This is a genomic window from Pseudomonas sp. UBA5666 (assembly GCF_002420785.1).
GTDB classification, from domain to species: Bacteria; Pseudomonadota; Gammaproteobacteria; order Pseudomonadales; family Pseudomonadaceae; genus Aquipseudomonas; species Aquipseudomonas fulva.
This window is the reverse complement of the sequence record NZ_DIIQ01000046.1, coordinates 398-25,248: the sequence shown is the minus strand read 5'-3', so window position 1 is coordinate 25,248 and position 24,851 is coordinate 398. Positions and strand designations below refer to the sequence as shown.

24 protein-coding genes and 1 pseudogene are annotated in these 24,851 nt (G+C 62.8%); 12 read left to right on the top strand and 13 right to left on the bottom strand.

Annotated features, from left to right (window positions below; all coding sequences use genetic code 11):
• The first annotated feature begins 426 nt into the window (after window positions 1-426).
• On the top strand, window positions 427-1,791 hold the full coding sequence (locus B2Y33_RS20610) for a glutamine synthetase family protein (RefSeq protein WP_028686821.1): 1,365 nt from the start codon (window positions 427-429) through the stop codon (window positions 1,789-1,791).
• A gap of 25 nt (window positions 1,792-1,816) precedes the next feature.
• The gene (locus B2Y33_RS20605; protein ID WP_027915843.1) at window positions 1,817-3,124 is read left to right on the top strand and encodes an NAD(P)/FAD-dependent oxidoreductase; all 1,308 of its coding nucleotides are present in this window, start codon (window positions 1,817-1,819) and stop codon (window positions 3,122-3,124) included.
• Between the two features lie 75 nt (window positions 3,125-3,199).
• Here B2Y33_RS20605 and fadD1 read toward each other — a convergent pair whose 3' ends face one another.
• Together fadD1 and fadD2 are read right to left on the bottom strand one after the other, a co-directional pair.
• The gene (gene fadD1 / locus B2Y33_RS20600) at window positions 3,200-4,897 is read right to left on the bottom strand and encodes a long-chain-fatty-acid--CoA ligase FadD1 (RefSeq protein WP_027915842.1); all 1,698 of its coding nucleotides are present in this window, start codon (window positions 4,895-4,897) and stop codon (window positions 3,200-3,202) included.
• Between the two features lie 292 nt (window positions 4,898-5,189).
• Window positions 5,190-6,878, bottom strand: a complete 1,689-nt coding sequence (gene fadD2 / locus B2Y33_RS20595; protein WP_110607548.1) for a long-chain-fatty-acid--CoA ligase FadD2 — start codon at window positions 6,876-6,878, stop codon at window positions 5,190-5,192.
• Window positions 6,879-7,175: 297 nt separating this feature from the next.
• On the opposite strand from fadD2, the gene B2Y33_RS20590 reads away from it, so the two are divergent.
• The gene (locus B2Y33_RS20590; RefSeq protein ID WP_049695594.1) at window positions 7,176-7,646 is read left to right on the top strand and encodes a MaoC family dehydratase; all 471 of its coding nucleotides are present in this window, start codon (window positions 7,176-7,178) and stop codon (window positions 7,644-7,646) included.
• Window positions 7,647-7,708: 62 nt separating this feature from the next.
• Window positions 7,709-8,098, top strand: coding sequence for a GNAT family N-acetyltransferase (locus B2Y33_RS20585; RefSeq protein ID WP_081728229.1), 390 nt, complete (start codon window positions 7,709-7,711; stop codon window positions 8,096-8,098).
• Here the strand turns inward: B2Y33_RS20585 and B2Y33_RS20580 are convergent.
• A complete protein-coding gene (locus tag B2Y33_RS20580) occupies window positions 8,085-9,044 on the bottom strand; it encodes a YihY/virulence factor BrkB family protein (RefSeq protein WP_288633348.1) in 960 nt (319 codons plus the stop codon). The genes B2Y33_RS20585 and B2Y33_RS20580 overlap by 14 nt on opposite strands.
• Before the next feature lie 157 nt (window positions 9,045-9,201).
• Window positions 9,202-9,387, bottom strand: a complete 186-nt coding sequence (locus B2Y33_RS20575) for a CsbD family protein (RefSeq protein WP_206406063.1) — start codon at window positions 9,385-9,387, stop codon at window positions 9,202-9,204.
• A gap of 208 nt (window positions 9,388-9,595) precedes the next feature.
• On the opposite strand from B2Y33_RS20575, the gene B2Y33_RS20570 reads away from it, so the two are divergent.
• Window positions 9,596-9,976, top strand: coding sequence for a hypothetical protein (locus B2Y33_RS20570; protein WP_023534906.1), 381 nt, complete (start codon window positions 9,596-9,598; stop codon window positions 9,974-9,976).
• Here the strand turns inward: B2Y33_RS20570 and B2Y33_RS20565 are convergent, their stop codons facing one another.
• On the bottom strand, window positions 9,977-10,813 hold the full coding sequence (locus B2Y33_RS20565; protein WP_027915836.1) for a CvfB family protein: 837 nt from the start codon (window positions 10,811-10,813) through the stop codon (window positions 9,977-9,979).
• A 163-nt stretch (window positions 10,814-10,976) separates the two neighbouring features.
• Between B2Y33_RS20565 and B2Y33_RS20560 the strand changes: the two genes are divergently transcribed.
• From B2Y33_RS20560 to B2Y33_RS20550, 3 genes are all read left to right on the top strand, one after another.
• Window positions 10,977-11,840 carry a DUF6279 family lipoprotein gene (locus B2Y33_RS20560; RefSeq protein ID WP_028686825.1) on the top strand — a complete coding sequence of 288 codons (864 nt, stop codon included), beginning with the start codon at window positions 10,977-10,979 and terminating at the stop codon, window positions 11,838-11,840.
• 107 nt (window positions 11,841-11,947) lie between these two features.
• Window positions 11,948-12,835 carry a DMT family transporter gene (locus tag B2Y33_RS20555; RefSeq protein ID WP_027915834.1) on the top strand — a complete coding sequence of 296 codons (888 nt, stop codon included), beginning with the start codon at window positions 11,948-11,950 and terminating at the stop codon, window positions 12,833-12,835.
• A complete protein-coding gene (locus B2Y33_RS20550) occupies window positions 12,832-13,296 on the top strand; it encodes a DUF4265 domain-containing protein (RefSeq protein ID WP_027915833.1) in 465 nt (154 codons plus the stop codon). Before B2Y33_RS20555 ends, B2Y33_RS20550 begins: the two co-directional genes overlap by 4 nt.
• Window positions 13,297-13,338: 42 nt before the next feature.
• Here the strand turns inward: B2Y33_RS20550 and B2Y33_RS20545 are convergent, their stop codons facing one another.
• Window positions 13,339-14,274: an aspartyl/asparaginyl beta-hydroxylase domain-containing protein gene (locus tag B2Y33_RS20545; protein WP_088523804.1), complete on the bottom strand. Its 936-nt coding sequence runs from the start codon at window positions 14,272-14,274 to the stop codon at window positions 13,339-13,341.
• A 172-nt stretch (window positions 14,275-14,446) separates the two neighbouring features.
• The gene (gene cysK / locus B2Y33_RS20540; RefSeq protein ID WP_111475272.1) at window positions 14,447-15,421 is read right to left on the bottom strand and encodes a cysteine synthase A; all 975 of its coding nucleotides are present in this window, start codon (window positions 15,419-15,421) and stop codon (window positions 14,447-14,449) included.
• Between the two features lie 132 nt (window positions 15,422-15,553).
• On the opposite strand from cysK, the gene B2Y33_RS20535 reads away from it, so the two are divergent.
• From B2Y33_RS20535 to B2Y33_RS20525, 3 genes are all read left to right on the top strand, one after another.
• Window positions 15,554-16,627, top strand: coding sequence for a DUF748 domain-containing protein (locus B2Y33_RS20535; protein ID WP_027915830.1), 1,074 nt, complete (start codon window positions 15,554-15,556; stop codon window positions 16,625-16,627).
• Window positions 16,628-16,821: 194 nt separating this feature from the next.
• Window positions 16,822-17,667, top strand: coding sequence for an AAA family ATPase (locus tag B2Y33_RS20530; RefSeq protein ID WP_023534935.1), 846 nt, complete (start codon window positions 16,822-16,824; stop codon window positions 17,665-17,667).
• Window positions 17,668-17,680: 13 nt separating this feature from the next.
• On the top strand, window positions 17,681-18,859 hold the full coding sequence (locus B2Y33_RS20525; protein WP_023534905.1) for a vWA domain-containing protein: 1,179 nt from the start codon (window positions 17,681-17,683) through the stop codon (window positions 18,857-18,859).
• A gap of 22 nt (window positions 18,860-18,881) precedes the next feature.
• Here B2Y33_RS20525 and B2Y33_RS20520 read toward each other — a convergent pair whose 3' ends face one another.
• From B2Y33_RS20520 to B2Y33_RS20505, 4 genes and pseudogenes are all read right to left on the bottom strand, one after another.
• Window positions 18,882-19,802 carry a biotin-dependent carboxyltransferase family protein gene (locus B2Y33_RS20520; RefSeq protein WP_028686828.1) on the bottom strand — a complete coding sequence of 307 codons (921 nt, stop codon included), beginning with the start codon at window positions 19,800-19,802 and terminating at the stop codon, window positions 18,882-18,884.
• Window positions 19,799-20,485 (bottom strand): 5-oxoprolinase subunit PxpB, encoded by a 687-nt coding sequence (gene pxpB / locus B2Y33_RS20515; protein WP_088523807.1) that lies wholly within the window; start codon window positions 20,483-20,485, stop codon window positions 19,799-19,801. Before pxpB ends, B2Y33_RS20520 begins: the two co-directional genes overlap by 4 nt.
• The gene (locus tag B2Y33_RS20510) at window positions 20,482-21,261 is read right to left on the bottom strand and encodes a 5-oxoprolinase subunit PxpA (RefSeq protein WP_028686830.1); all 780 of its coding nucleotides are present in this window, start codon (window positions 21,259-21,261) and stop codon (window positions 20,482-20,484) included. The genes pxpB and B2Y33_RS20510 overlap by 4 nt, the downstream gene beginning before the upstream one ends.
• 9 nt (window positions 21,262-21,270) lie before the next feature.
• Window positions 21,271-22,557, bottom strand: a pseudogene (locus B2Y33_RS20505) (MFS transporter).
• Window positions 22,558-22,687: 130 nt separating this feature from the next.
• On the opposite strand from B2Y33_RS20505, the gene B2Y33_RS20500 reads away from it, so the two are divergent.
• Window positions 22,688-23,611, top strand: a complete 924-nt coding sequence (locus B2Y33_RS20500) for a LysR family transcriptional regulator (protein ID WP_059183715.1) — start codon at window positions 22,688-22,690, stop codon at window positions 23,609-23,611.
• A gap of 64 nt (window positions 23,612-23,675) precedes the next feature.
• Here B2Y33_RS20500 and B2Y33_RS20495 read toward each other — a convergent pair whose 3' ends face one another.
• Window positions 23,676-24,197: a DUF2937 family protein gene (locus B2Y33_RS20495; protein ID WP_027915825.1), complete on the bottom strand. Its 522-nt coding sequence runs from the start codon at window positions 24,195-24,197 to the stop codon at window positions 23,676-23,678.
• 9 nt (window positions 24,198-24,206) lie between these two features.
• On the bottom strand, window positions 24,207-24,851 hold a 645-nt coding region (locus tag B2Y33_RS20490; RefSeq protein ID WP_288633343.1), incomplete at its 5' end, for a class II glutamine amidotransferase.

Here is a 24,851-nt window from a genome sequence, read left to right as displayed (position 1 = left end):
AACGGCAACGGCAACGGCAATGATACGGCAAGGTTCGTGGGTGCGCAGATAGCGAGCTCGACCACTGAGCACTGGACCCTAACCATTTGCGTCCCAGGCAAATGTTTAGCCAATCCCGATGCAAAGGTTGCCATTCACTACTTTAATTCTCCACAACCGACATGTGAGTATCGAATGCATGATTCCCGCCCTGCCCAGCCCACCATCGTCCAATCGCCCTTCGCCGTCGAAGCCCCAGACGCTGTGCGGCGAGAATCCGCTGGTGCATGTCATCCTCGCCTTCTGGGCATTGTGGCACTGCCGTCACGCCCGCCCGCCCGACACCTCGCTCATGCCTGCATGACCTCACCCGGCCTGTCTAGGGCCGTTTGACCCAGCCAGGCCGCCTGCACAGGCAGAGGCCTGAGCGTTCGCGAGCGAATGATTATGCACTTTGCACCTGTGGATCAGGCCAGCCAGTTCCTGGCCGCCAACCCCGATATCGATCTGTTCGAACTGTTCATCCTCGACGCCAACGGCGTGCCACGCGGCAAGCTGCTGCACCGTGATGAACTGCTGGCCGTATACCAGACCGGTCGGCCATTACCCAGCACCATTCTCGGCCTTACCGTAAACGGCGACGACGTGGAAGATTCGGGCCTGGTCTGGGATGTCGGCGACATCGATTGCCGCGCCTACCCACTCGATGGCAGCCTGGTTCGCCTGCCCTGGCGCCGGGTGCCGACCGCAGCGCTGCAAGTGAGCATGCACCCGCGCCAAGGCCTGCCTGCCAGCGTGGCCGACCCTCGTCATGTACTGTTGCGCACCGTCGACGCCCTGAAGGCCGATGGTTATCACCCCGTGATGGCCTGCGAACTGGAGTTCTACCTGCTCGACCAGCAGCGCGATGCTCACGGCCATCCACAGCCGGCGCTCGACCGGGACGGCGGACGCCCTCGCAGCACTCAGGTGTATGGGCTGCGGGAGCTGGAGCAGATCGAGCCGTTCCTGGCAGACCTGTACGCAGCCTGCAAGGCGCAAGGCATACCGGCGCGCACGGCCATTTCGGAATACGCCCCAGGCCAGGTGGAAATCACCCTCGAACACGGTGATGCGCTGCAGGCGATGGATCAGGCGGTACGCTACAAGCGCTTGGTCAAAGGCGTCGCCCACGCCCACGGCATGCAGGCCTGCTTCATGGCCAAGCCGTTCGGCCACCTGGCCGGCACTGGCATGCACATGCACCTGAGCCTGGCCAACAGCGCCGGCCGTAACCTGTTCGCCAGCAAAGACCCGGCCGGCACACCGCTGCTGCGCCAGGCAGTGGCCGGCATGTTGCAGCACCTGCACGAGTCGCTGCTGCTGTTTTGCCCCAACGCCAACTCCTTCCGCCGCTTCCAGGCCAACAGCTACGCGCCCCTGTCGCCCACCTGGGGCGTGGACAACCGCACAGTCAGCCTGCGGGTGCCGGGCGGACCGGCCAACAGCCGGCATGTAGAGCACCGTATCTGCGGGGCCGACGCCAACCCGTATCTGGCTGCCGCCGCCATTTTGGCCGCCAGTCACGCCGGCATACGTGATCAGCTCGACCCAGGCGCGCCGATTCAGGGCAACGGTTATGCCCAGGCGACCGAACACCTGCCAACTGACTGGCTCACCGCGCTGCAGGCCCTGGAGCAGTCCACTTGGGCCCGCGATGCATTGGGCGATGCGTTTCTTGGCGTGTACCTGAAGGTCAAGCGCGCCGAGTACCGTCAATTCATGGCCGAAGTCAGCGAACAGGACTGGCGCTGGTACCTGCACCAGGCCTGAGCCCCATACAGAACAAGGATTACCCATGAACGCAGCAGTCAACAAAGACCCGGCGCAACGTGCACCGTCCTACTACACCGCCACCCTCAACGACCCCACCACCTACCCCCAGCTCAAGGGCACCGTACAGGTGGACGTGGCAATCATCGGCGCGGGCTTCACCGGCTTGGCAACGGCTGTGGAGCTGGCCGAACGCGGCCTGAAGGTCGCGGTGGTCGAGGCCAACCGGGTGGGCTGGGGCGCCAGCGGGCGCAATGGCGGGCAAGTGACCGGCAGCCTGTCGGGGGACGAGGCCATGCGTGCACAGATGCGCAAGCGGCTGGGCAGCGACGTGGACGATTTCATCTGGCACCTGCGCTGGCGGGGCCACCAGATCATCGAGCAACGGGTGGCCCGCTATGGCATCGACTGCGACCTCAAGCACGGTCACCTGCACGCGGCCATGAAGCCCTCGCACCTGGACGAGCTACGGGCTTTCGAGGCCCAGGCACAGCGCTATGGCATGGGGGATCAGGTCGAACTGCTCGACCGCCAGGCGATGGCCGAGCACCTGCAAAGCCCCCTGTATCTGGGCGCCCTCAAGAACCGTCGCAACCTGCACCTGCACCCGCTGAACCTGTGCCTGGGCGAAGCCCGCGCCGCCCACGGCCTGGGCGCGCTGATCTTCGAGCAGACCGAAGTGCTGGAAATCATCCACGGCGCCCGCCCTGCCGTGGTGACGGCCCATGGGCGTGTAGACGCGCGCCAAGTCATGCTGGCGGGCGATGTCTACCACAAGCTGGAAAAGCGCCAGCTCAAGGGCAAGATATTCCCGGCCATGGGCGGCATCGTCACCACGGCGCCACTGGGCGAGCTGGCAGCGCAGATCAACCCGCATGACCTGGCCGTCTACGATTGCCGGTTCGTGCTGGACTACTACCGCCTGACGGCCGACAAGCGCCTGCTGTTCGGCGGCGGCGCCAATTACTCAGGGCGCGACTCGCGGGATATCGAAGCTGAACTGCGCCCCTGCATCGAGCGCACCTTCCCAGCCTTGAAGGGCGTGCCCATCGCGTTCCAGTGGAGCTGCGCCATGGGCATCGTGGTCAACCGGATTCCCCAAGTGGGCAAGCTTTCGGACCATGTCTGGTACTGCCAAGGGTATTCCGGGCACGGCATCGCCACCAGTCACATCATGGGCGAAATCATGGCGCAAGCCCTGACGGGCACGCTGGAGAAATTCGACACCTTCGCCCAGTGCAAGCATGTGCGTGTGCCGATGGGGGACGTGTTGGGCAACCCGCTCTTGGCGGCGGGCATGTGGTACTACCAGATGCTGGAAAAACTGCGCTGAAGCCCAGGCCCGTCAATCGCCCTGCGCGGCCTCATCAAAAGGGCTGCAAGGCGATTGCGGGCGGTGCACGCCAGGTCAGGCGCTTTTCTTGAGGTTGAGCTTCTTGAGCTCTTCGTCACGCAGTTCGCGGCGCAGGATCTTGCCGACATTGGTGGTCGGCAAGGTGTCGCGAAACTCGACCTGACGCGGCACCTTGTACCCGGTGAGGTTGGCACGCATGTGCTCCATCACCTGCTCCTTGGTCACGGTCATACCGGGTTTGACCACGACGAAGACCTTGATGAGCTCGCCGGATTTCTCATCCGGAATGCCGATGGCCGCACACTGCGACACGCCGGGCACCGCCGCCAGCACGTCTTCGAGTTCATTGGGATAGACGTTGAAGCCGGACACCAGAATCATGTCCTTCTTGCGGTCGACGATACGCATGTAGCCGTCGGGCTGGATCAGGGCGATGTCGCCGGTCTTGAGCCAGCCGTCGCTGTCGAGAATCTCGGCGGTGGCCTCCTCGCGCTGCCAGTAGCCTTTCATCACCTGAGGGCCCTTGACGCAGAGTTCGCCCACTTCGCCCAAGGGCAGCTCGTTGCCGGCGTCGTCGACGATCTTGCACAGCGTGGACGGCACCGGAATGCCAATGGTGCCCACCTGGTTGGCCTGCGCCGGGTTCACGGCGGCCACCGGGCTGGTTTCGGTCATGCCGTATCCTTCGCAGATGGCGCAACCGGTCACCGTACGCCAACGCTCGGCAACGCTCAGTTGCAGCGCCATGCCGCCGGACAGGGTGATCTTCAAGGCCGAGAAGTCCAGGGCGCGGAACGCATCGCTGTTGCACAGCGCCACGAACAGCGTATTGAGACCCACGAAGCCCGTGAACTTCCACTTGCCCAGCTCCTTGACCATGGCGGACAGGTCGCGGGGGTTGCTGATCAGCACGTTGTGGTTGCCGATCAGCATCATGGCCATGCAATGGAAGGTGAAGGCGTAGATGTGGTATAGCGGCAGCGGGGTGATGAGGATCTCGCACCCTTCCTGCAGGTTCGAGCCCATCAGCGCCCGGCACTGCAGCATGTTGGCCACCAGGTTGCGGTGAGTCAGCATGGCGCCTTTGGCCACACCGGTGGTACCGCCGGTGTATTGCAACACGGCCACGTCATCGGCCTGCGGGTTGGCCTCGGTCACCGGCTGGCCCTTGCCCAGGGCCAGGGCATCGTTGAAGCGCACGGCGCTGGGCAGGTGATAGGCCGGCACCATCTTCTTGACGTACTTGATCACGCTGTTGATCAGCAGCCGCTTGAGCGGGGGCAGCAGGTCTGCCACCTCGGTGACGATGATGTGCTTGACCTGGGTCTTGGGCACCACCTTCTCGGCCAGGTGCGCCATGTTCGCCAGACACACCAACGCCTTGGCGCCGGAGTCCTTGAACTGGTGCTCCATTTCCCGGGCGGTGTACAGCGGGTTGGTGTTCACGACGATCAAGCCGGCGCGCATGGCACCGAACACCGCCACTGGGTACTGCAGCACATTAGGCAACTGCACCGCGATACGGTCACCGGGCTTTAGGTCGGTATGCTGCTGCAACCAGGCGGCAAAGGCACCGGACAGGGTATACAACTCACCGTAAGTGAGGGTCTTGCCCAGGTTGCTGAAGGCCGGTTTGTCGGCGAAGCGCTGGCAGGATTGCTTGAGTACCGCCTGGATGTTGGGGAATTCGTCGGGATCGATCTGCGCCGCGATACCGGCCGGATACTTGTCCTTCCAAAAATGGTCGATCATGCAAGCCCACTCCTTCAGCAACAGCGAAGTTCGTTTCACGCGTCGAGGCGTTTATTATTGATATGAGATGACGGCCTGATGTAAACCAGATCATCTGAAAGCGGGCCGAGAGTAGCAGCTTTGCCGAGGGTCTACTAGAGCCCAAAGCGGGCTTGACAGTCACAAAAGTGACTCAAAGAATGCTTCGAGTCACGTTTAGAGTATTTGACTTAATTAGCCTGGGCATCCAGCAGGATGTGCCGTGCCAGAGGCCCTGGCGCACGGCACCACGTTCTCACCGCAGGCTACCGATCTAGCTGGCGTCGCGCAGTTCGCGCCGCAGGATCTTGCCCACGGGCGTCATCGGCAGCGCCTCGCGCAGCACGATGTGCTTGGGCACCTTGTAGCCGGTGAGGTTGGCCTTGCAGTAGGCCTTGAGCTCCTCGACATCCACACCACCCTCGCGCGGCACCACGAACAGCTTCACCGCTTCGCCGGAACGTTCGTCCGGCACGCCGATGGCGGCACAGTTGGCCACCTTGGGATGGCCCATCACCACCTCTTCGACTTCGTTGGGGTATACGTTGAAGCCAGACACGATGATCATGTCCTTCTTGCGGTCGACGATGCGGGTAAAGCCGTCCGGGTCGATCACGGCAATGTCACCGGTCTTGAACCAGCCTTCGGCGTCCAGTGCCTCGGCCGTGGCCTCGGGTTGCTGCCAGTAGCCCTTCATGACCTGCGGGCCTTTGATGCACAGCTCGCCGGGTTCCCCCAGCGCCAGCTCGTTACCGTCGGCGTCGATCACCTTGAAGGCCGTGCCCACCACCGGGATGCCCACCGTGCCCAGCCGCGCCAGCGTGCCATAGGGGTTGGTGCTGGCCACGGGGGACGTTTCGGTCAGGCCGTACCCTTCGACGATGCGGCAGCCTGTCAGCTGTTCCCAGCGCTCTGCCGTGGCCTTGACCAGGGCGGTGCCGCCGGAATTGGTGACCTTGAGTGCGGAGAAATCGAGCTGGCGGAAGCCGGGGTGGTCCATCAGCGCGACGAACAGGGTGTTGAGGCCCAGCAACGCAGAAAACCGCCACTTGCCCAGCTCCTTGATGAAGCCAGGTATGTCCCGCGGGTTGGTGATCAATACGTTGTGGTTGCCGGTGACCATCATGCACATGCAGTTCGCAGTGAAAGCATAGATGTGGTAGAGCGGTAACGGCGCGATCATCACCTCTTCGCCGTCCTTGAGCAGCTTCTGCCCGTCCGGCCCATGTTGGGAGAAGCACGCCAGCACCTGCAGCATGTTCGCCACTAGGTTGCCGTGGGTGAGCATTGCGCCCTTGGCCAGCCCCGTCGTGCCGCCGGTGTACTGCAGCACGGCGATGTCACCCAGGCCCAAGGGCACAGGCTGGGGCACGCCACCGCGGCCCTGGCGCAGCACCTGCTTGAACGACACAGCCTGGGGCAGCGCATAGGCCGGCACCATCTTCTTGACCTTGTCGACCACGGTGTTGACCAGCCAGCCCTTGAGCGTGGGCAGCATGTCGCCCATCTCCGCTTCGATCAGGTACTCAATACCGGTATCGGGCAGGACCGTCTGCACACGCTTGCCGAACAGGTTCATGTACACCAGGGCCCGGGTACCACTGTCCTTGAACTGGTGCCGCATTTCGCGCTCGGTGTACAGCGGATTGGTGTTGACCACGATCAGCCCTGCGCGCATGGCGCCGAACACCGCGATGGGGTACTGGAGCACGTTGGGCATCTGCACCGCGATGCGGTCGCCCGGCTTGAGGTCGGTATGTTGCTGCAGCCAGCTGGCGAAAGCAGCCGACAGGCGATCAAGGTCGGCGTAGGTCAAGGTCACGCCCAGGTTGCTGAAGGCCGGGCGATCGGCAAAGCGCTTGCAGGAGCGTTCGAACACCTCGACCACAGACGCGTAGGCTTGCATGTCCAAGGTGGACGGCACGCCCGCCGGGCGCTTGTCATTCCAGAAGTCGGCTTGCATTTATTGTTGTTCCTCTGCCGGGACCTGCACTGCGTCCTGATTAGTCCGAGTGCCTGCGCGCAGGCGATGCACAGGCGTTGATTCGACGTTAGCAGGTAAGCCAGGCACGGCCCAGCCGTCAGCGCCTGCCATTAACATTGTGAATCTTATTTGTGCCCTTCCTGCAATTTGCTCGACTGTGGGTACACTGACGTGGGCGCAAAATGTGATCCGGGCGACCCCGGCAAGCGTCTCACCCGTCTGGCCGACGCCCTGCGTGCGACCGGCATCCGACCTGTACTGCTTAAGGAAGCCCTGATGTCCCAGCTCAGCAACACGCCCTACGAAGCCCTTGAAGTCGGCCAGAAAGCCGAATACACGAAGTTGGTCGAGGAGCGCGACATCCAGCTGTTCGCCGCCATGTCCGGCGATCACAACCCGGTGCACCTGGATGCCGAGTTCGCGGCCAAGAGCATGTTCCGCGAGCGCATTGCCCATGGCATGTTCAGCGGCGCGTTGATCAGTGCGGCGGTGGCCTGCACGTTACCAGGCCCTGGTACCATCTACCTGGGCCAGCAGATGAGCTTCCAGAAGCCGGTCAAGATCGGCGACACCCTGACGGTGCGCCTGGAAATCCTGGAAAAACTGCCCAAGTTCAAAGTGCGTATCGCCACCAACGTGTACAACCAGCACAACGAACTGGTCGTCGAGGGTGAAGCCGAGATCCTGGCACCGCGCAAGCAGCAAACCGTCGAACTGGTTTCCCCGCCGAACTTCGTGGCCAGCTGAGCACCGTCGTGCAGTCATGGCCGCCAGTGCACTGCACCCGGCTTTCAGCCCCGGAACGGCGGCTGCTCGACCACTTCTATCGCCAACAGGGCTCGCGCATGCGCGCCCCTGCGCAGGGCACGTTTTGGGTGGCCAGGTCGCCGGGCATCATTGCTGGGTTGTCCCTCAGCGAGGTGGACGGTGGTCAGTGGCTGACGGGGCTGTTGGTGGCGCCTGATCGGCGCTCGGAAGGCGTGGGTGAGCAATTGGTCGCAGCGGCCCTGGAGAACGCCTGCGCCAGCACATGGTTGTTTTGCCATCCATCGCTCGCCCTCTATTACGGACGCCAGGGGTTCGCGCCGGCTGGAGCGCTACCCCGGTCGCTGCATGACAAGTTCCAGCGCTATCAACGCAGCAAGGCCTTGATAGCGCTGGAGCGCACCGCCCAACCGGGGCAGGTCAGCGCGGGGTAGGTTCAACGCCCGCCGCTTCATCAGCACCGGGGCGTTCCTTGCCCAATACCTTGGGCTTCTCGTCGTCGCAGGTGCCATCGAAGTCTTTTTCGCCTGGGTCCTTGCCCTCGGCCGACATGTGCTCGATCACCGCGTTCATCTCTGCGCCCAGCAACAGCACAGCAGCCGAGATGTAGAAGTACAGCAGCAGTACGATGATCGCCCCGATGCTGCCGTACATGGCGTTGTAGTCTGCGAACGTCTTCACGTAGTAGGCAAAGCCCAGCGACGCGATGATCCACACCACGACCGCCAGCACCGAGCCCGGGGTGATGAAGCGAAATTTCTGCTCCACATCGGGCATGACGTAGTAGATCACCGCGACCGCGACCATCAGCAGAATCACGATCACCGGCCAGCGAAGAATGGTCCACAGGGTGACGATGAACTCTTCCATGCCAATCTGCGCCGCGATCCACTCCATGACCTGCGGGCCCAGCACCATCAGCGCAGCGGCCGCCAGCAGCATGCCTGCCAACCCGATGGTGTACAGCACCGACAGCGGGATGCGTTTCCAGACCGGGCGCCCTTCTGGTACATCATAGGCCGCGTTCATGGCGCTCATCATCAGGCGCACGCCGGCCGAGGCCGTCCACAGGGCAATGACGATACCCACCGACAGCAAACCACCCTTGGACTGCTGCAATTGGTCGATGACCGGGTTGACATGCTCAAGGGCCTGGGGCGGCAAGACCAGTTCTGACTGCAAGCGCAGCCAGGAAAAGAAGTCTGGCAGGTGCAGGAAACCGATCAGGGCAATGAGAAACAATAGGAAGGGGAACAACGAGAAAAGAGCCTGGTAGGCCAATGCCGAAGCATAAGTGGACATCTCGTCATCGAGGAATTCGTTGACGGTGCGCACCAGTACGCGGTGCAAGGGTAAGCCCTGCAAGGCGGAAAAAATCATAGCGTCTCCTTTCGCCGCTTGATCGATCTGACGTTCAGTCTAATAGACCCTGCGCTTGGGGTGCTGCTCCCGGTCGTCATGCAACGGCTTTGAATACTTCTGCCGGTCACCGTCCCCTGTTTCGAAGCGCAGAGGACGGCTCGGCAGGCGTGAATCATTACTTGGTCAGGTCTTCGGCCTTGTTTTTCAAGTCGCCTTTGACCTGCTGGCCTTCGCCCTTGATTTCCTGGGCCTTGCCTTCGCCTTTGAGTTTTTCGTTGTCAGTGAGGTTGCCAACACCTTGCTTGATGTTGCCCACCGCCTCATTGGCCATACCTTTAATTTTGTCTTTAGTACCGCTCATGGCAAAACTCCTGTGATGTAGCACGCGTATCGTGCCGACAGAAGGTTGACCCAGCCGCTTGCACAGGAGTTTCAAGAAATTTGCGTCAACAAGCCAAACGGTTGAAAGGCTTAGGCGTAAATGCGGGGATCAGGGCCTGAAACCTTGCCGGGCAAGGTGCCACCCCTCACAATGCGGCCTTTGAAGGCTTCGACCCGCAGGAACCTGCATGAAACTCGACAAACCCGCTGCCATCGCCCGACGCAACAGCGCACTGGCGCGCCCGGTGCTGACCAGTGCCAATACGCTGTTCGCCATTCTCGACCCCAAGCGCAACCTGTGGTGGTTCGAGGTCCCGGTGGCCTTGCTTCGCAAAGGCCAGCCCGACTGGGTCAACCTGCTGCTGCATACCCCGCTGACCGATGAACTTCAGCACCTGAAGGTGCCGATCAACTTCCTGCGGGCCCACCAAGAGCAGATGGAAGTGCGCAACCCTGGCAAGCGTCGCTCCACCATCAGCCTGGCCCTGAGCGCTGACCGCGACTCGTTGCTGCGCGACACGCGCCCCGGTGGCGATCAGCTGGACTTCAACACCTTCGTGCAGGGCTGATCAGGCTTTCTCGATCCGGTCGTCATGGATGACGATGCGGCCCTGCTTGAACAGCCCGCCAATGGCCTTCTTGAAATTGCCCTTGCTGACATTGAACAGCTTGCTGATCAAGGCAGGGTCGCTCTTGTCCGAAACAGGCAACACCCCACCCTCGGCGTCAAGGCGCGCCATGATCTGCTCCTGCAAGCTGTCGGACAGCGCAGCGCCCACCGGCTGCAAGCTGAGCGAAACCTTGCCGTCGGCCCGCACTTCCTTGATGTAACCCTGCTCGTGCATGCCTGAGCGCAGGAACTTGAACACCTCGTTCTTGTGAATCAAGCCCCAGTGACGGTTGTTGATGATGGCCTTGAACCCCATCGGCGTTTCGCCGGCCACCAGCAGCTCAACCGGCTGGCCAGGTTTGTAGTCTGCAGGCGTGGTGTCGAGGTAACGGTCCAGGCGCGAGGTGGCGGTGATGCGGCGGGTGCGCTTGTCCAGGTACACGTGCACCACGCAGTAGTCACCGATCTTCAGCGGCCGTGCTTCTTCGGAATAGGGCATCAGCAGGTCCTTGGACAGGCCCCAATCCAGGAAGATACCCGCACCGTTGATGTCCTTGACCTTGAGGCTGGCGAACTCGCCCACCTGCACCTTGGGCTTCTCGGTGGTGGCGATCAGCTGGTCTTCGCTATCGAGGTAGACGAACACGTTCAGCCAGTCATCGACTTCGGTCTCGGCACCCTTGGGAATGTAACGGGACGGCAGCAGGATTTCCCCGTCGGCACCGCCGTCCAGGTACAGGCCAAAGTCCACGTGCTTAACAATTTGCAAACTGTTGTAACGCCCAAGCAGAGCCATTTTCGAACATCCTCAAGTCAAGGCGGCTATTTTCCGGATAGACCCGCCCTGGTGTCAAAGCCTGCGGTCGGTTCATCGCCGCTCACGCTTCCACGTGCCATCCGGTGGAACCGCAGGTCTCGTGCTGCGTCTACCCCTTGGCTGCCACTGCAAGGACCCGCACATGCCTGCACGCCTGCTCAAAGTCCTGTCGATCTGCCTGGGTTTCGCCCTGATGCTGGGCGCCTGCAGCCGCATCGACCTGGCCTATCGCAACCTCGATCGCCTGGTGCCTTGGTCGCTGGGCGACTACCTGGACATGAACCGCGAGCAGAAAACCCTGCTCGATGATCGCCTCAGGCAGCACCTGGCGTGGCACTGCCAGACGCAACTGCCCGGCTACCTCGACTGGCTGGACCGCCTGCGCACCATGGTGGCCGATAACCAAGTCACCGACCAGGCGCTGCAGCAGCGCACCGAGGAGGCCCGCGAGGCGATTGGCCGGGTCGCGGCCGAAATCACGCCGTCGGCCACCGAGTTGCTGCAAGGCATGAGCGATGCGCAGGTGGCGGAGATGCGCGATGCGTTTCGTGACGATATTGCCGAGCGGCGCAAAGAATATGTCGATACGCCCCTGCCCCGCCAGATCAGCGAGCGCGCCGAGCGCATGGAAAAACGCCTCAAGCCTTGGTTCGGCGAGCTGACCGAGACACAGCGGCAACGGGTTGGCGCCTGGTCCCGCGCGTTGGGTGACCAGAACAGCGAGTGGATACGCAACCGGGCCCATTGGCAGCAGCAACTGCTGTTGGCGGTGGAACAACGGCACGAGTCAGGCTTCCCGGCACGGGTCGCGACCTTGCTGCAGAACAAGGAAAGCCTATGGACGGCCGACTATCGCCGGGCCTTCCAGAACACCGAGCAGCAAGCACGCAGCCTGGTGGTGGACCTGATGCAGCAGAGCACTCCCGCCCAGCGCCAGGTGCTGCTGGATCGGCTGACCAAGGTGCGCAGCGACTTCAGCGCCTTGAAGTGCCTGCGCGGGGCTTGAACAGGCTATGGCAGGACACTGACTGAACTTCGCTGGGCAAGAAAGCGCAAGAATCCGCCGGCCTGCTGACGTACACTCGCGCCCCTGCCAAGCCCCCGGAGACCGTCGTGAGCCCCACCGCCCTAGCCCGCCTGCTGACCCTTGCTGCCGTATGGGGCGCGAGCTTTCTGTTCATGCGCATCATCGCCCCTGTACTGGGCACCGTGCCAACGGCCTTCTTCCGTGTCTCCATCGCCTGCCTGGGCTTGATCGCGCTGCTGGGCGCAGCGCGCGTACGCTGGGATTTCCAGGGTAAGTTAGGCGCCTGCCTGGTGCTGGGCATGATCAACTCGGGCATTCCGGCCACCTTCTACTCGGTGGCAGCCCAGGTGCTGCCGGCCGGTTATTCGGCCATCTTCAATGCCACGACCCCTTTGATGGGCGTGCTGATCGGCGTGTTGTTCTTCAAGGAACCCATGACGTTGGCCAAGTTGAGCGGCATTTTCCTGGGCCTGTTCGGCGTGGGTATCCTGAGCGGCGCGGGGCCTGTTGCCCTGGATGCAGCCCTCTTGCAAGGCGCCCTGGCGTGCCTGGCGGCCACGACCTGCTATGGGTTTGCCGGCTACCTGGCCCGCCGCTGGGTCAGCGGCCTGGACAGCCGCCTGTCGGCCCTGGGCAGCATGCTCGGTGCGACCCTGCTGCTTACCCCGTTGTTCGCCTGGAGCGTGCTTACCCAGCCACCGGCCAGCTGGGGCGGCTGGCCGGTCTGGGGCTCGCTGGTGGGGCTTGGCCTGTTGTGCACGGCGTTCGCCTACATCCTGTACTTCCGCCTGCTGGCCGAAATCGGCCCGGTCAAAGCCAGTACCGTGACCTTCATGATCCCCGTGTTCGGCGTGCTGTGGGGAGCCTGGCTGCTGAATGAGCCGTTGTCGATGGCCCACCTGTACGGCGGCCTGCTGATCGGCGTGGCTTTGTGGCTGGTCCTGCGCCCGGCACGGCGCCGGGGCGCTGCATGAACAGCGTCTACAAAAAAGTGCTGTTCCCGCTGCAGCAGGACGCCAATGGCTATCCGCCGGCATCGGTGGAAGGGCTATGGGCCAAGGCCGTCGAAGACGGTTACGTGATCGACAACATCCCGTTTCATGTCTACGGCATCGCCCCAGGTGACGTGATCTGCACCCATGAAGAGGCTGGCCAGCACTGGTTCGCCCGTTTGCTGCGCAGCAGTGGCAGCTCGGTGTTCCGGGTTCGGGTCAAGCCGCCCGAGACACTGGAGCAGGTCAGCGAAGCCTTGGTGGAATTCGGGTGCACCTGTGAAAGCGAACCTGCGGTGAAGATGCTGGCGATCGCCATCCCACCGGCACGAACGCTCGACACCCTGCTGTATTACCTGATCACCCAGCGTGAAGCGGGTTTTCTGGACTTCGAGGAAGGCGTACTGCGCCACTGCGTTGCCCACGAGTTTCGCCAGGGATAAAGGCGACTGCCTTGCAGGCGCCCCTCCCGGTCGAGGGCGTCGTCAGAACAACCAGCGGTACAGCAGATAGGCTACGACGACGGCCAGAATCGGTCGCAACACGCGGTATGCCTTGGGGTTGGCACGCTTGAACTGCTTGACGCGCGTGCTCAGCTTGTTGCTGAACCGCTTGCTCCAGGCATAAGCCTGGTTGATCCCGCCCACGCGTTCATCGTCGGTATTCTGTGGCGCGGTGGCGCGGCCCAGAAATGCGCTGACCTTGCGGTTGAGGCGGGTCATGATTGGGCTGTTCAAAGGACGCTCCACGTCGCAGAACAGGATCACACGGGTGACCTCGGTCTCATTCTTGACCCAGTGCACGTAGGTTTCGTCGAACATCACGTCCTGGCCATCGCGCCAGGCATAGGGCTGGCCGTCCACATAAATGCGGCAGGCATCGGAGTTGGGGGTCGAGAGGCCCAGGTGATAACGCAGGGAACCTGCAAACGGATCACGGTGCGGGTTCAGGTGGCTGCCGCCGGGCAACAGGGCGAACATCGCGCCCTTGACGTTGGGGATGCTGCTGACCAGCTCGACGGTTCGCGGGCACAGCGCTTCGGCAGACGGCAGGGGTTTGTCGTACCACTTCAGGTAGAAGCGCTTCCAGCCTTTCTTGAAGAACGAACCGAAACCGGCATCGTTGTCCTTTTCGGCTGCCCGGATATAACCCTCGTCGAACAGGCGCAGGGCCTCCTCGCGAATTTCCTGCCAGTTGTCCTTGAGCACGTCCAGCTCCGGGAAGCGTTGGCGGTCCAGGTACGGCTTGGACGGCACGCCCGAGAACAGGTACATCAACGCATTGTAGGGGGCGAACAGCGCCGAATGGTTGACGAACTGGCGCAACACGGGCAGGCGGGCCTTGCCGCGCAGGTGGACGAACAGCACGCTGCCGAAGAACACCAGCAGCACACCTGCCTTGGCGAGGAAGGAAACGGTCATGCAACACTCCTAGGGCGGGACACAGGCCAGCGCTGCCTGATCCGGGGAAAATCATCCGGGCATCATAAACCTATCGCGCCCAGGCACAAACCACCTGGGCGCAACGAGACGGATGAAGATTGTGCAATGAACCCCGCCGCCAGGTATTGCTTCGGGTCACCGCCAAGGCAGGTTATTGCTGGATTTCCTGCTCGCTGAACAGGTCGCTGAACAGCATGCTGGACAGGTACCGCTCGCCTGAGTCGGGCAGAATCACCACGAGGGTCTTGCCCTGCATTTCCGGCTTTTCTGCAAGGCGCACGGCAGCGGCCATGGCGGCACCGCAGGAAATACCACACAGGATGCCTTCTTCCTGCATCAGGCGGATCGCCATGGACTTGGCTTCGTCATCGCCCACCGTCATGACCTGATCGACGATCGACAGGTCGAGGTTCTTCGGCACGAAGCCCGCGCCGATGCCCTGGATCTTGTGCGGCGTGGGCGTGAGCGCCTCGCCTGCCAGGGTCTGGGTGATCAGCGGCGAGGCGATGGGCTCGACCGCCACCGAGGTGATCGCCTTGCCCTGGGTGTGCTTGATGTAGCGCGAGATACCGGTGATGGTGCCGCCGGTGCCGACACCAGCAACGATCACATCCACGGCGCCATCGGTATCGTTCCAGATCTCAGGGCCCGTGGTCTTTTCATGGATGGCCGGGTTGGCAGGGTTTTCGAACTGCCCGGGCATGAAGTACTGCTCGGGGTTGGAGGCGACGATTTCGTTGGCTTTCTCGATGGCGCCCTTCATGCCCTTGGCAGGTTCGGTGAGCACCAGTTCGGCGCCAAGGGCCTTGAGCACCTTGCGCCGCTCCAGGCTCATGGAGGCCGGCATGGTCAGCATGAGCTTGTAACCGCGGGCGGCAGCGACGAAGGCAAGGCCGATGCCGGTGTTGCCCGAGGTGGGTTCGACGATGGTCATGCCGGGCTTGAGCTTGCCGCTGCTCTCGGCGTCCCAGACCATGTTCGCGCCGATGCGGCATTTGACCGAATACCCTGGGTTGCGCCCTTCGATCTTGGCCAGGATGGTCACGCCGCGCGGCGCGAGGCGGTTGATCTGCACCAGGGGCGTGTTGCCGATGGAGTGGGCATTGTCTGCGTATATACGGCTCATGGCAGGGTCCTTGGCATGATGAAGAACTCGGAAAGGCCCAAGGGTAAGCCCCGGCCCCAAGGCCCGTAAAGCCTGTTCGAACTCCGGCGCAGCCCCTGCGGTCAACCACACACCTTGCCTTGGAGAACTGCCATGAGAGCCCGCTATCGCTGGCCGCTGATCGCCCTGGGCAGCCTCATCGTGCTGCTGGTGGCCTTGCAGCTTGCCCTGCCCTACCTGGTGCGCGACTACCTCAATGAAAAGCTGGCCGACATGGGCGACTACCGTGGGCAGGTCAGCGATGTGGACCTGGCCTGGTGGCGCGGCGCCTATACCGTCAACGGGCTGAAGATCGTCAAGACCACAGGCAAGGTGCCGGTGCCCTTCCTCGACGCCCCGGTGATCGACATCTCGGTCAGCTGGCATTCGCTGTGGTACGACCGCGCCGTGGTGGCCGAAGTGGCGTTCCTGCGCCCGGAGCTGAACTTCGTCGATGGCGGCGACAAGCAGAACTCCCAGACCGGCCAGGGCACTGACTGGCGTCAGCAACTGGACAAGCTGCTGCCCATCACGCTCAACGAAGTGGTAATCGACGACGGGGTGCTGACCTTCCGCAACTTCAACTCCAAGCCCCCGGTCACGCTCAAGGCGACGCAGTTGCAGGCCAGCGTTCGCAACCTCACAAACATCCGTGACGAAGCCGGCCGGCGCGACGCCAGCTTCGAAGCCCGTGCCCTGGTCGCAGGCGATGCCAAGGTCGAGAGCCGTGCCACCTTCGATCCGTTCAGCGACTTCGACGACTTCGAGTTCCGCCTGCGTGCCACCGGTATCGAGCTGCGCCGACTCAACGACTTTGCCAGCGCCTATGGCAAGTTCGACTTCAAGGCGGGTCATGGCGATGTGGTCATCGAGGCCGAGGCGACCAACGGCCGTCTGAACGGCTACATCAAGCCCCTGCTGCGCGACGTCGAGGTATTCGACTGGCAACAGGACGTGGAGGACAAGGACAAGGGCCTGTTCCGCTCGGTGTGGGAGGCGCTGGTGGGTGCCACCGAAACCGTGCTCAAGAACCAGCCGAAAAACCAGTTCGCCACGCGCGTTGAGCTCAGTGGCAGCGTGCGCAGGCAGAACATCAGTGCGTTCGAGGCTTTCCTGCAGATCCTGCGCAATGGTTTCGTGCAGGCGTTCAGTGCGCGCTACGAGCGCAGCGCGCCGGATTCCGACTAAGGCGCGGTGACGAGGCATTCGGGGACTGAATACTCGGTCTGCGTTTTCAGTCGTCGTACCCCCGCGTTATAGTCGGGCCACCATCACACACCCTGTGTTGGCCACTTGAGACCAGCCTGTCGCCCACCCCACCAAGGTCTGGCCTAGCAGGCTGGCTGCGCGTGGCCCGCAAGCCCAAGCAGAGGAAAGACCCAATGAAGTTCGAAGGCACGGGTGACTATGTCGCCACAGACGACCTGAAACTGGCCGTCAATGCGGCCATCACCCTTGAGCGCCCGCTGTTGGTCAAAGGTGAGCCCGGTACTGGCAAGACCATGCTGGCCGAGCAGCTGGCAGCTTCGTTCGGGGCGCGCCTGATTACCTGGCACATCAAGTCCACCACCAAGGCTCACCAGGGCTTGTACGAATACGATGCCGTGAGCCGCCTGCGCGACTCCCAGCTGGGTGTGGACAAGGTGCACGACGTACGCAACTACCTCAAGAAAGGCAAGCTGTGGGAAGCCTTCGAGGCCCAGGAACGGGTGATCCTGCTGATCGACGAGATCGACAAGGCCGATATCGAATTCCCCAACGACCTGTTGCAGGAACTCGACAAGATGGAGTTCTACGTCTACGAAATCGACGAGACCATCAAGGCCAGGCAGCGCCCGATCATCATCATCACGTCCAACAACGAAAAGGAGCTGCCGGACGCTTTCCTGCGCCGCTGCTTCTTCCACTACATCGCCTTCCCCGACCGGGCCACGCTGCAGCGCATCGTGGACGTGCACTACCCCAACATCAGCCAGTCGCTGGTCAGCGAGGCGCTGGATGTGTTCTTCGACGTGCGCAAGGTACCGGGCCTGAAGAAAAAGCCTTCGACGTCCGAACTGGTCGACTGGTTGAAGCTGTTGATGGCCGACAACATTGGCGAAGCGGTACTGCGCGAGCGCGACCCGACCAAGGCCATCCCTCCGCTGGCCGGGGCGCTGGTGAAAAATGAGCAGGATGTGCAACTGCTCGAGCGCCTGGCCTTCATGAGCCGGCGCGGCAACCGCTGAGGGAGCCTGGGCCATGTTGCTCAACCTGTTCAACGAAATGCGCGCGGCGAAGGTGCCGGTGTCGGTGCGCGAACTGCTCGACTTGCACCATGCCTTGCAACGGCACGTGGTGTTCGCCGACATGGACGAATTCTACTACCTGGCCCGCGCCATCTTGGTGAAGGACGAACGCCATTTCGACAAGTTCGACCGAGCCTTCGCCGCTTACTTCAAGGGCCTGGAGAACCTGGATCGTCACATCGAGGCGTTGATCCCCGAGGACTGGCTGCGCAAGGAATTCGAGCGCTCTCTGACCGCCGAGGAGCGCGCGCAGATCCAGTCCCTGGGCGGGCTGGACAAGCTGATCGAGGCGTTCAAGCAGCGCCTGCAGGAGCAAAAGGAGCGCCACGCAGGCGGCAACAAGTGGATTGGCACCGGAGGCACCAGCCCGTTCGGCTCGGGTGGGTTCAACCCCGAAGGGATCCGCGTGGGCGACGCTGGCGAGCGCCAGGGCAAGGCGGTGAAGGTCTGGGACCAGCGCGAGTACAAGAACCTGGACGATCAGGTGGAGCTGGGTACACGCAACATCAAGCTGGCCCTGCGGCGCCTGCGCAAGTTCGCTCGCCAAGGCGCTGCCGAAGAGCTGGACATCGATGGCACCATCGACCATACCGCGCGCGATGCGGGGCTGCTGAACATCCAGATGCGCCCGGAGCGGCGCAACACGGTGAAATTGCTGCTGCTGTTCGACATCGGTGGCTCGATGGATGCCCATGTCAGGGTCTGCGAGGAGCTGTTCTCGGCATGCAGGACCGAATTCAAGCACCTGGAGTACTACTACTTTCACAACTGTGTGTATGAGACGGTGTGGAAGAACAACTTGCGCCGGACGTCGGAGCGTTATTCCACCTTCGACCTGCTGCACAAGTACGGCGACGACTACAAGGTGGTGTTCGTCGGGGACGCTGCCATGGCCCCTTACGAAATCACCCAGCCGGGCGGCAGCGTGGAGCACTGGAACGAGGAAGCCGGGTATGTCTGGATGCAGCGCATCATGGCCAAGTTCCGCAAGGTCATCTGGATCAACCCATACCCCCGCCAGGCCTGGGACTACACCGCCTCAACCCATCTGGTGCGTGAACTGATCGAGGACCGGATGTATCCGCTGACCTTGCAGGGGTTGGAGGATGGGATGCGGTATTTGTCGAAGTGAGGCAGCCAGGATAAGCGCCCTTCTATGCTCGCCACCGTTCCAAGTACCCCTGCTGCTCCCGCCATGCCTGCTCCTGCACTACCGGTCGGAACCGCACCGTCGCGCCTGGCATGCACTGTGCCAGTTGTGCCAGTGCCAGCGGCGTCAGCGCCCCCAGGCGGGGATAACCGCCGATGGTCTGGCGGTCATTGAGCAACACGATCGGCTGCCCGTCGGGCGGGACCTGGACGGCGCCAAGGGGAATGCCCTCGGAGATCATGGCCGGGCCTTGGTAAACCAGAGGTGGGCCAAGCAGGCGTATACCCATGCGGTCGGCACGGGTATCCAGTGTCCAGTCGCGGTTGAAGGCATCGAACAGGCTGAGGCCGGCAAAGTCGCCGATCTGCGCGCCGATCACCAGGTCCAAGGTGGGCTTGGCAACATATTCAGGGCGCGCCCGATCAGGCACTTCGCCGATCGGTTTCGCTGCACCGGCAAAACTCAAGCATTGACCTTCACGCAACACACTCCCCTGGCCATCGACTCCGCCCAGCCCCTCACGCACGACCGTGGCACAACTGCCCATCACAGGCTCGGCATCGAAACCGCCCGGTGCAGCCAGGTAAGCGCGTACGCCCCGCCGGGGTTGCCGGAGAGTAAGGCGCTGCCCCTTGGTCAGGGTGAAGCTGCGCCAAGGGGCCAGGTATTGATCGTCGATGTGCGCGTCCAAGTCGGCCCCGGCCAGCGCCAGCACGCAATCATGCTGCGCCACCACGCTGAACCCACCCAAGGCAACCTCTACGACGGGAGCCTGCAGGGCATTGCCCAGCAACCAGTTGGCCCAGTGCATCGCGACCCAATCCAGAGCACCGCCCTGGGTGACCCCAAGGTGCCTCACGCCAAAGCGACCCGCATCCTGTAATGCACACAGCGGTGTGCTGGCCTCGACTCGCAAGTGCTTCATGCCTGTGCCTCTTCATCACCGCCCAACGCCAGAAATTCCTGCCGCGTCACCGCTACGAAACGGACGCGGTCACCCGGTTGCAGCAGGCTGTAGCCGTCGCGCTCACGGTCGAACAACCGTACCGGCGTCCGTCCGATCAGGTTCCAACCACCGGGTGAAACGGCCGGGTAGGCGGCGGTCTGGCGCTCGGCAATCCCGACACTGCCCGCTGCCACCTGCTTGCGCGGGGTGCTTAGCCTCGGGGTGGCCAGCCGTTCGTCCACCAGCCCCATGAACGCGAAACCTGGCGCGAACCCTAGGGCGAACACCGGGTAGTCACGTTCGCTGTGCAAGCGCACGACCTCAGCTTCGCTCAGGCCTGCCTGACGCGCTAGCACGGGCAACTCCGGACCGACGCTGGCGTGGTACCACACCGGTATCTCGTGCCGACAGCCGCTGCTGTCAGTGCCAGGCTGTAGCCCTTCAAGGGCTTGCCTGATCAGGCAGCGTGCATCGGCCGGCGCCAGGTCGAAATGCACCATCAGGGTGGTGTAGGACGGCACCAGATCGCGCAAGTGCGCACCGAACGCTGCTTGCAAGCGCTGGCTGGCGGCAAGCACCCAGGGCATGTTGGCTTCCTCGATGCGCTCGAACAGGCGCACCATCAGACAATCGATACCGACCACTTCGATGCGCGGGGTCATGCTGATACGATCCCATCAAGCGCCTGGCGAATCTGCCGAACTGCCGCCACCGAGCTGTCGTTGTCCCCATGCACGCAGAGCGTATGGGCCTTGAGCAGCAACGCAGTGCCATCGCTGGCCAGCAATGCGTGACCGTGGGCCAGCTTCACGGCTTGCTCCACCACCTGGGCCGGGTCGTGGTGCACGGCGCCCGGCAGGCGTCGCGACACCAGGTGGCCGCTGGCGGTGTAGGCCCGATCGGCGAACGCCTCGAACCAGAGCGGTACGCCGATTTCAGCGCCCAGCGCCTGGGCGGCCGCATCGTCGGCCGTGGCCATGAGCATCAGCGGCAGGCCACTGTCATAGGCCGCCACGGCCTCCAGCACCGTGCGCAGGATCAGCGGGTCGGCCATCATGTCGTTGTACAACGCACCGTGGGGTTTCACGTAGGCGACGCGTGTGCCCAGCGCCTTGCAGATGCCATCGAGCGCGCCGATCTGGTAGTGCAGCAAGTCACGGATTTCTTCGGCACTGCACGCCAGGCTGCGCCGGCCGAAGCCGACCAAATCCGGGTAGGCCGGGTGCGCGCCCACGGTGACGTCGTGAGCCAGGGCCAACGTCACGGTGCGGCGCATGATGCCGGGGTCGCCGGCATGATAGCCGCAGGCGATGTTGGCACAGTTGATGTAAGGCATGACCTCGGCATCCAGGCCCATGCGCCAGCTGCCGAAGCTTTCGCCCATGTCGCAATTGAGTAGCAGGCGTTGCACCACGGTGTACCCCTTGTCGTTATCCATGTGCCTACCTTAGCGCGCCTGCAATTGTTTGCCGCGTGTTTCTGGCAGGCTCAGCGCTGCTACGATCACCACGCCATAAGACACCGCCGAGAACAGGCCAATGCCCAGGCCCAGCGGCACCTGCTGCCCCAGCATGCCGATCAGCAGCGGGAACAGCGCCGCGACGATCTTGCCGACGTTGTAGCAAAAACCTTGCCCCGAGCCGCGAACGCGCGTGGGAAACAGCTCGGTCAGAAAGGCCCCCATGCCGCTGAAGATGCCCTAGGCGAAAAAACCCAGCGGGAAACCCAACCACAGCATCACCCCATCACTGACGGGCATTTGCGTGTACAGCAGCACGATGACGAACGAGCCTACGGCGAACAGGATGAAATTTTTCTTGCGCCCAAGCAGGTCGGACAGGTAGGCGCTGATCACATAGCCCACATAGGAGCCTACGATCACCATTGCCAGGTAGCCGCCGGTACCCAGCACGCTCAGCCCACGCTCGTTCTTCAGAAACGTGGGAAGCCAGGCGGTGATTGCGTAGTAGCCGCCCAGGGCGCCGGTGGTCAGCAGCGAGGCACGCACGGTGGTCCAGAGCATGCCGGGGGCAAAGATTTCATAGAAATGCGAGGGCGCCGCGGTGGCTTCGGTTGCCTTGGCCTGGCGGTAGACCTCCGGATCCTTGACCAGCCGCCGAACGAAGATCACGAACACGGCCGGCACCAGCCCGAGCAAGAACAGCGCCCGCCAGGCCTGCTCCGGCGGCAACCAGGTGAACAGCAGCGCGTACAGGATGGCCGTCAGCCCCCAGCCGATGGCCCAGCCCGACTGCACCATGCCCACCGCCTTGCCGCGGTCCTGGGCACGAATGACCTCGCCGATGAGCACCGCGCCTGCCGTCCACTCACCACCGAAGCCAAAACCCATCAGGGTCCTGGCGACCAGCAGTTGCTCGTAGTTCTGGGCAAAGCCGCAGAGGAAGGTGAAGAAGGCGAACCACAGCACTGTCAGTTGCAGGGTGCGGACCCGGCCGATGCGGTCTGAGAGAATGCCGGCCACCCAGCCACCGATGGCCGAAGCGACCAGGGTACTGGTGTGGATCAGCCCAGCCTCGGTGGTGGTGATGCCCCACAACATGATCAACGTGGGGATGACGAAGCTGAGCATCTGCGTGTCCATGCCGTCCAGGCCATAGCCGATCTTGCAACTCCAGAAGGTACGTCGCTGTTGTTGATCGATGTCGCGGTACCAGGCAAAAGGCCCGGAGGAGGATGGGGAACTGATCTGCTGCTGCGTGCCGGTGGGGTTCATGGATGCCTCGGCTTCTTGGTATTGTTTTATGGGGCGACAGCAAAGGTCGCGGCCTGGGCTTCATGTTCAGAGCACGCGGCGCTGGCGTCCAACGAGAAAAACCCCGGGTCTGGAACAAGAAAAACTGATCATGAACCTTCGCTTTCTCGAAACGTTCGTCTGGGTCGCTCGCCTCAAGAGCTTCCGCCTGACCGCGCAGAAGCTGTTCACTACCCAGGCGTCGGTGTCCAGCCGTATCGCGGCGCTCGAAGCCGACCTGGGCGTTAAGCTGCTGTTGCGCGACTCGCGCGGGGTCAGCCTGACCCCGGAAGGCAGCAAGGTGCTGGAACATGCCGAGCGCATGCTGGAAACCGCCAAGGCGCTCAAACAGTCGCTGGACAGCGACCGGGCCAAGGTCGGGCGTATTCGTCTCGGGGTAATGGACACGGTCATTCATACCTGGATGAGCGCGCTGGTGGCCGAATTGACCGAGCGTTATCGGCAGGTAGAGATCGAACTGGTCGCCGACACGGCGCTGAATTTGCGCGAGCAACTGCACAAAGGCTTTCTGGACGTGATCGTGCAAACAGACTTGCTGCGCGAGCCTTCGATCCGCAGCCTGGATCTGGCGCGCTATCCGATGGGCTGGGTGGTCGCTGCCGGGTCGCACCTGCACAGGGACTACGCGTCACTGGCCGAGCTGGGGCGCGAGCGCATCATTACTTTCTCGAAGAATTCCCGGCCCCACCAGGAAGTACTGGCGTTGCTGCAAGGGGCCGGGGTGCAAACGCCGCGGCTGAACTGCGTCAATTCGGTAGCGGCCATTACCCGCTTGTTGCGCGACGGTTTTGGCATCGGGGCCTTGCCACCTGCCCTAGTGGAGGCCGAACTGAACCAGGGTGACCTGGTGCTGCTGGCTGGGCTTCAGCCTCCGCCAAGCCTGGAGCTGGTAGTGGCCTGGCAGACCGGGGTGGCATTGGTGGATGAAGTGGTTGGTGTCTGTCGGCAGGTGCTGGAGCGCTATGCGCAGGACGTGGGCGGGCAACGGATCGTGCTGGTGCCGGGGGGGATGTAGTAAGGGTTTTGACTCGATTTGGGGTAACCGCGCAAATGGCTAGGCCAACGTGTCAGCCCCTAGCCTAACGCCAACTCTCCTTAACCGCACCACGTCGCCCACCCAGTATCAACCGACCTATCCCCAGCAACAGGCTTTCTACCACGAATGCCAGCACGAACCCGGCGCCGACGCCCCAGCCGATGGCCTGCGGAACCAGCAAGACCTGGTAGCTGTAGCCGTTGAGCGTTTCTTCTCGCAGCCGCGGGTCGGCTTGCGTCAGGACATGCCAGGTACGCTGCGCCCATGAACCTTGCAGCGCCTGCCACTCGTCTTCGAGCATCTGGTTGCGAATCATCAGGCTTTCGATGCTGTTGGCATCACTGAGAAAAACGGGGTCGTCACTGCTGCGGTAGTGTCGCAACAAGGCTTGCAGGTCGCCGTTGAAAAAACGCTCAGCCGTCTGGCGAAAACCGTCCAGCGCCTCGCGAGATTCGAATAGGTGGGCCTCCACGCGCTGGCTATAGTCCTTGACCAGCCCCGGGACCTGGATGCCGGCCAACAGCCCGAGGGTGAACAGCAGCAACCGCAGGTAACTTCTGAACATGCCGCATCCTTAGCTTTGTCCGTGCGCGGTGCACTCGCCGTGCCGCCACAGGGCCCACTGACCTGGCGCGTAGCGGTTCCAGGTTTCGTTCTCGGTCAAGGCCTCGGTGGCGATCACCGTGACCACGTCGTTGGGGGTGGTTTGGGTATGGAAATCGACGATCAGGTCTACATCCTTCAGCCGTGCCGCGCCAAACGGCGCGCGGCGGGTAATGTGGACCAGTTTCGTCGAACAGAAGCAGAACAGCCAGTCGCCATCGCTGAGCATGCAGTTGAACACGCCGCGGGCGCGATAACCGGCACAGGCTTCGACCAGCACCGGCAGTAGCTGTTCCACCGGCACCGGCTCCGGGAAGGCGCCGCGGATGCGATTGAGCAGGTCACAAAACGCCGCCTCGCTGTCGGTATCGCCAATGGGCTGGTAAAAGCTTGTGGAACCGGTGAAATCACCCAGTTGGCCGTTGTGGGCAAAGCACCAGTTGCGCCCCCACATCTCGCGCATGAAGGGGTGGGTGTTGGCCAGGCAGACCTTGCCGACATTGGCCTGGCGGATGTGCCCGATCACCACTTCGCTCTTGATCGGGTAGCGTCTTACCAGGTTGGCCACTTCGGACTCGCTGCTGGCGGCAGGGTCCTGGAACAGGCGCAGGCCGCG

What these genes read in the sequence shown, in the direction of transcription:
- cysK (WP_111475272.1), bottom strand. Translation starts at nt 15,421, where the DNA reads ATGAGCCGTATATACGCAGACAATGCCCACTCCATCGGCAACACGCCC.
- B2Y33_RS20520 (WP_028686828.1), bottom strand. Translation starts at nt 19,802, where the DNA reads ATGAAGCACTTGCGAGTCGAGGCCAGCACACCGCTGTGTGCATTACAG.
- B2Y33_RS20565 (WP_027915836.1), bottom strand. Translation starts at nt 10,813, where the DNA reads ATGGCTCTGCTTGGGCGTTACAACAGTTTGCAAATTGTTAAGCACGTG.
- B2Y33_RS20580 (WP_288633348.1), bottom strand. Translation starts at nt 9,044, where the DNA reads ATGATTTTTTCCGCCTTGCAGGGCTTACCCTTGCACCGCGTACTGGTG.
- B2Y33_RS20575 (WP_206406063.1), bottom strand. Translation starts at nt 9,387, where the DNA reads ATGAGCGGTACTAAAGACAAAATTAAAGGTATGGCCAATGAGGCGGTG.
- B2Y33_RS20590 (WP_049695594.1), top strand. Translation starts at nt 7,176, where the DNA reads ATGTCCCAGCTCAGCAACACGCCCTACGAAGCCCTTGAAGTCGGCCAG.
- fadD2 (WP_110607548.1), bottom strand. Translation starts at nt 6,878, where the DNA reads ATGCAAGCCGACTTCTGGAATGACAAGCGCCCGGCGGGCGTGCCGTCC.
- fadD1 (WP_027915842.1), bottom strand. Translation starts at nt 4,897, where the DNA reads ATGATCGACCATTTTTGGAAGGACAAGTATCCGGCCGGTATCGCGGCG.
- B2Y33_RS20550 (WP_027915833.1), top strand. Translation starts at nt 12,832, where the DNA reads ATGAACAGCGTCTACAAAAAAGTGCTGTTCCCGCTGCAGCAGGACGCC.
- B2Y33_RS20510 (WP_028686830.1), bottom strand. Translation starts at nt 21,261, where the DNA reads ATGGATAACGACAAGGGGTACACCGTGGTGCAACGCCTGCTACTCAAT.
- B2Y33_RS20535 (WP_027915830.1), top strand. Translation starts at nt 15,554, where the DNA reads ATGAGAGCCCGCTATCGCTGGCCGCTGATCGCCCTGGGCAGCCTCATC.
- B2Y33_RS20570 (WP_023534906.1), top strand. Translation starts at nt 9,596, where the DNA reads ATGAAACTCGACAAACCCGCTGCCATCGCCCGACGCAACAGCGCACTG.
- B2Y33_RS20525 (WP_023534905.1), top strand. Translation starts at nt 17,681, where the DNA reads ATGTTGCTCAACCTGTTCAACGAAATGCGCGCGGCGAAGGTGCCGGTG.
- B2Y33_RS20530 (WP_023534935.1), top strand. Translation starts at nt 16,822, where the DNA reads ATGAAGTTCGAAGGCACGGGTGACTATGTCGCCACAGACGACCTGAAA.
- pxpB (WP_088523807.1), bottom strand. Translation starts at nt 20,485, where the DNA reads ATGACCCCGCGCATCGAAGTGGTCGGTATCGATTGTCTGATGGTGCGC.
- B2Y33_RS20605 (WP_027915843.1), top strand. Translation starts at nt 1,817, where the DNA reads ATGAACGCAGCAGTCAACAAAGACCCGGCGCAACGTGCACCGTCCTAC.
- B2Y33_RS20560 (WP_028686825.1), top strand. Translation starts at nt 10,977, where the DNA reads ATGCCTGCACGCCTGCTCAAAGTCCTGTCGATCTGCCTGGGTTTCGCC.
- B2Y33_RS20500 (WP_059183715.1), top strand. Translation starts at nt 22,688, where the DNA reads ATGAACCTTCGCTTTCTCGAAACGTTCGTCTGGGTCGCTCGCCTCAAG.
- B2Y33_RS20495 (WP_027915825.1), bottom strand. Translation starts at nt 24,197, where the DNA reads ATGTTCAGAAGTTACCTGCGGTTGCTGCTGTTCACCCTCGGGCTGTTG.
- B2Y33_RS20610 (WP_028686821.1), top strand. Translation starts at nt 427, where the DNA reads ATGCACTTTGCACCTGTGGATCAGGCCAGCCAGTTCCTGGCCGCCAAC.
- B2Y33_RS20545 (WP_088523804.1), bottom strand. Translation starts at nt 14,274, where the DNA reads ATGACCGTTTCCTTCCTCGCCAAGGCAGGTGTGCTGCTGGTGTTCTTC.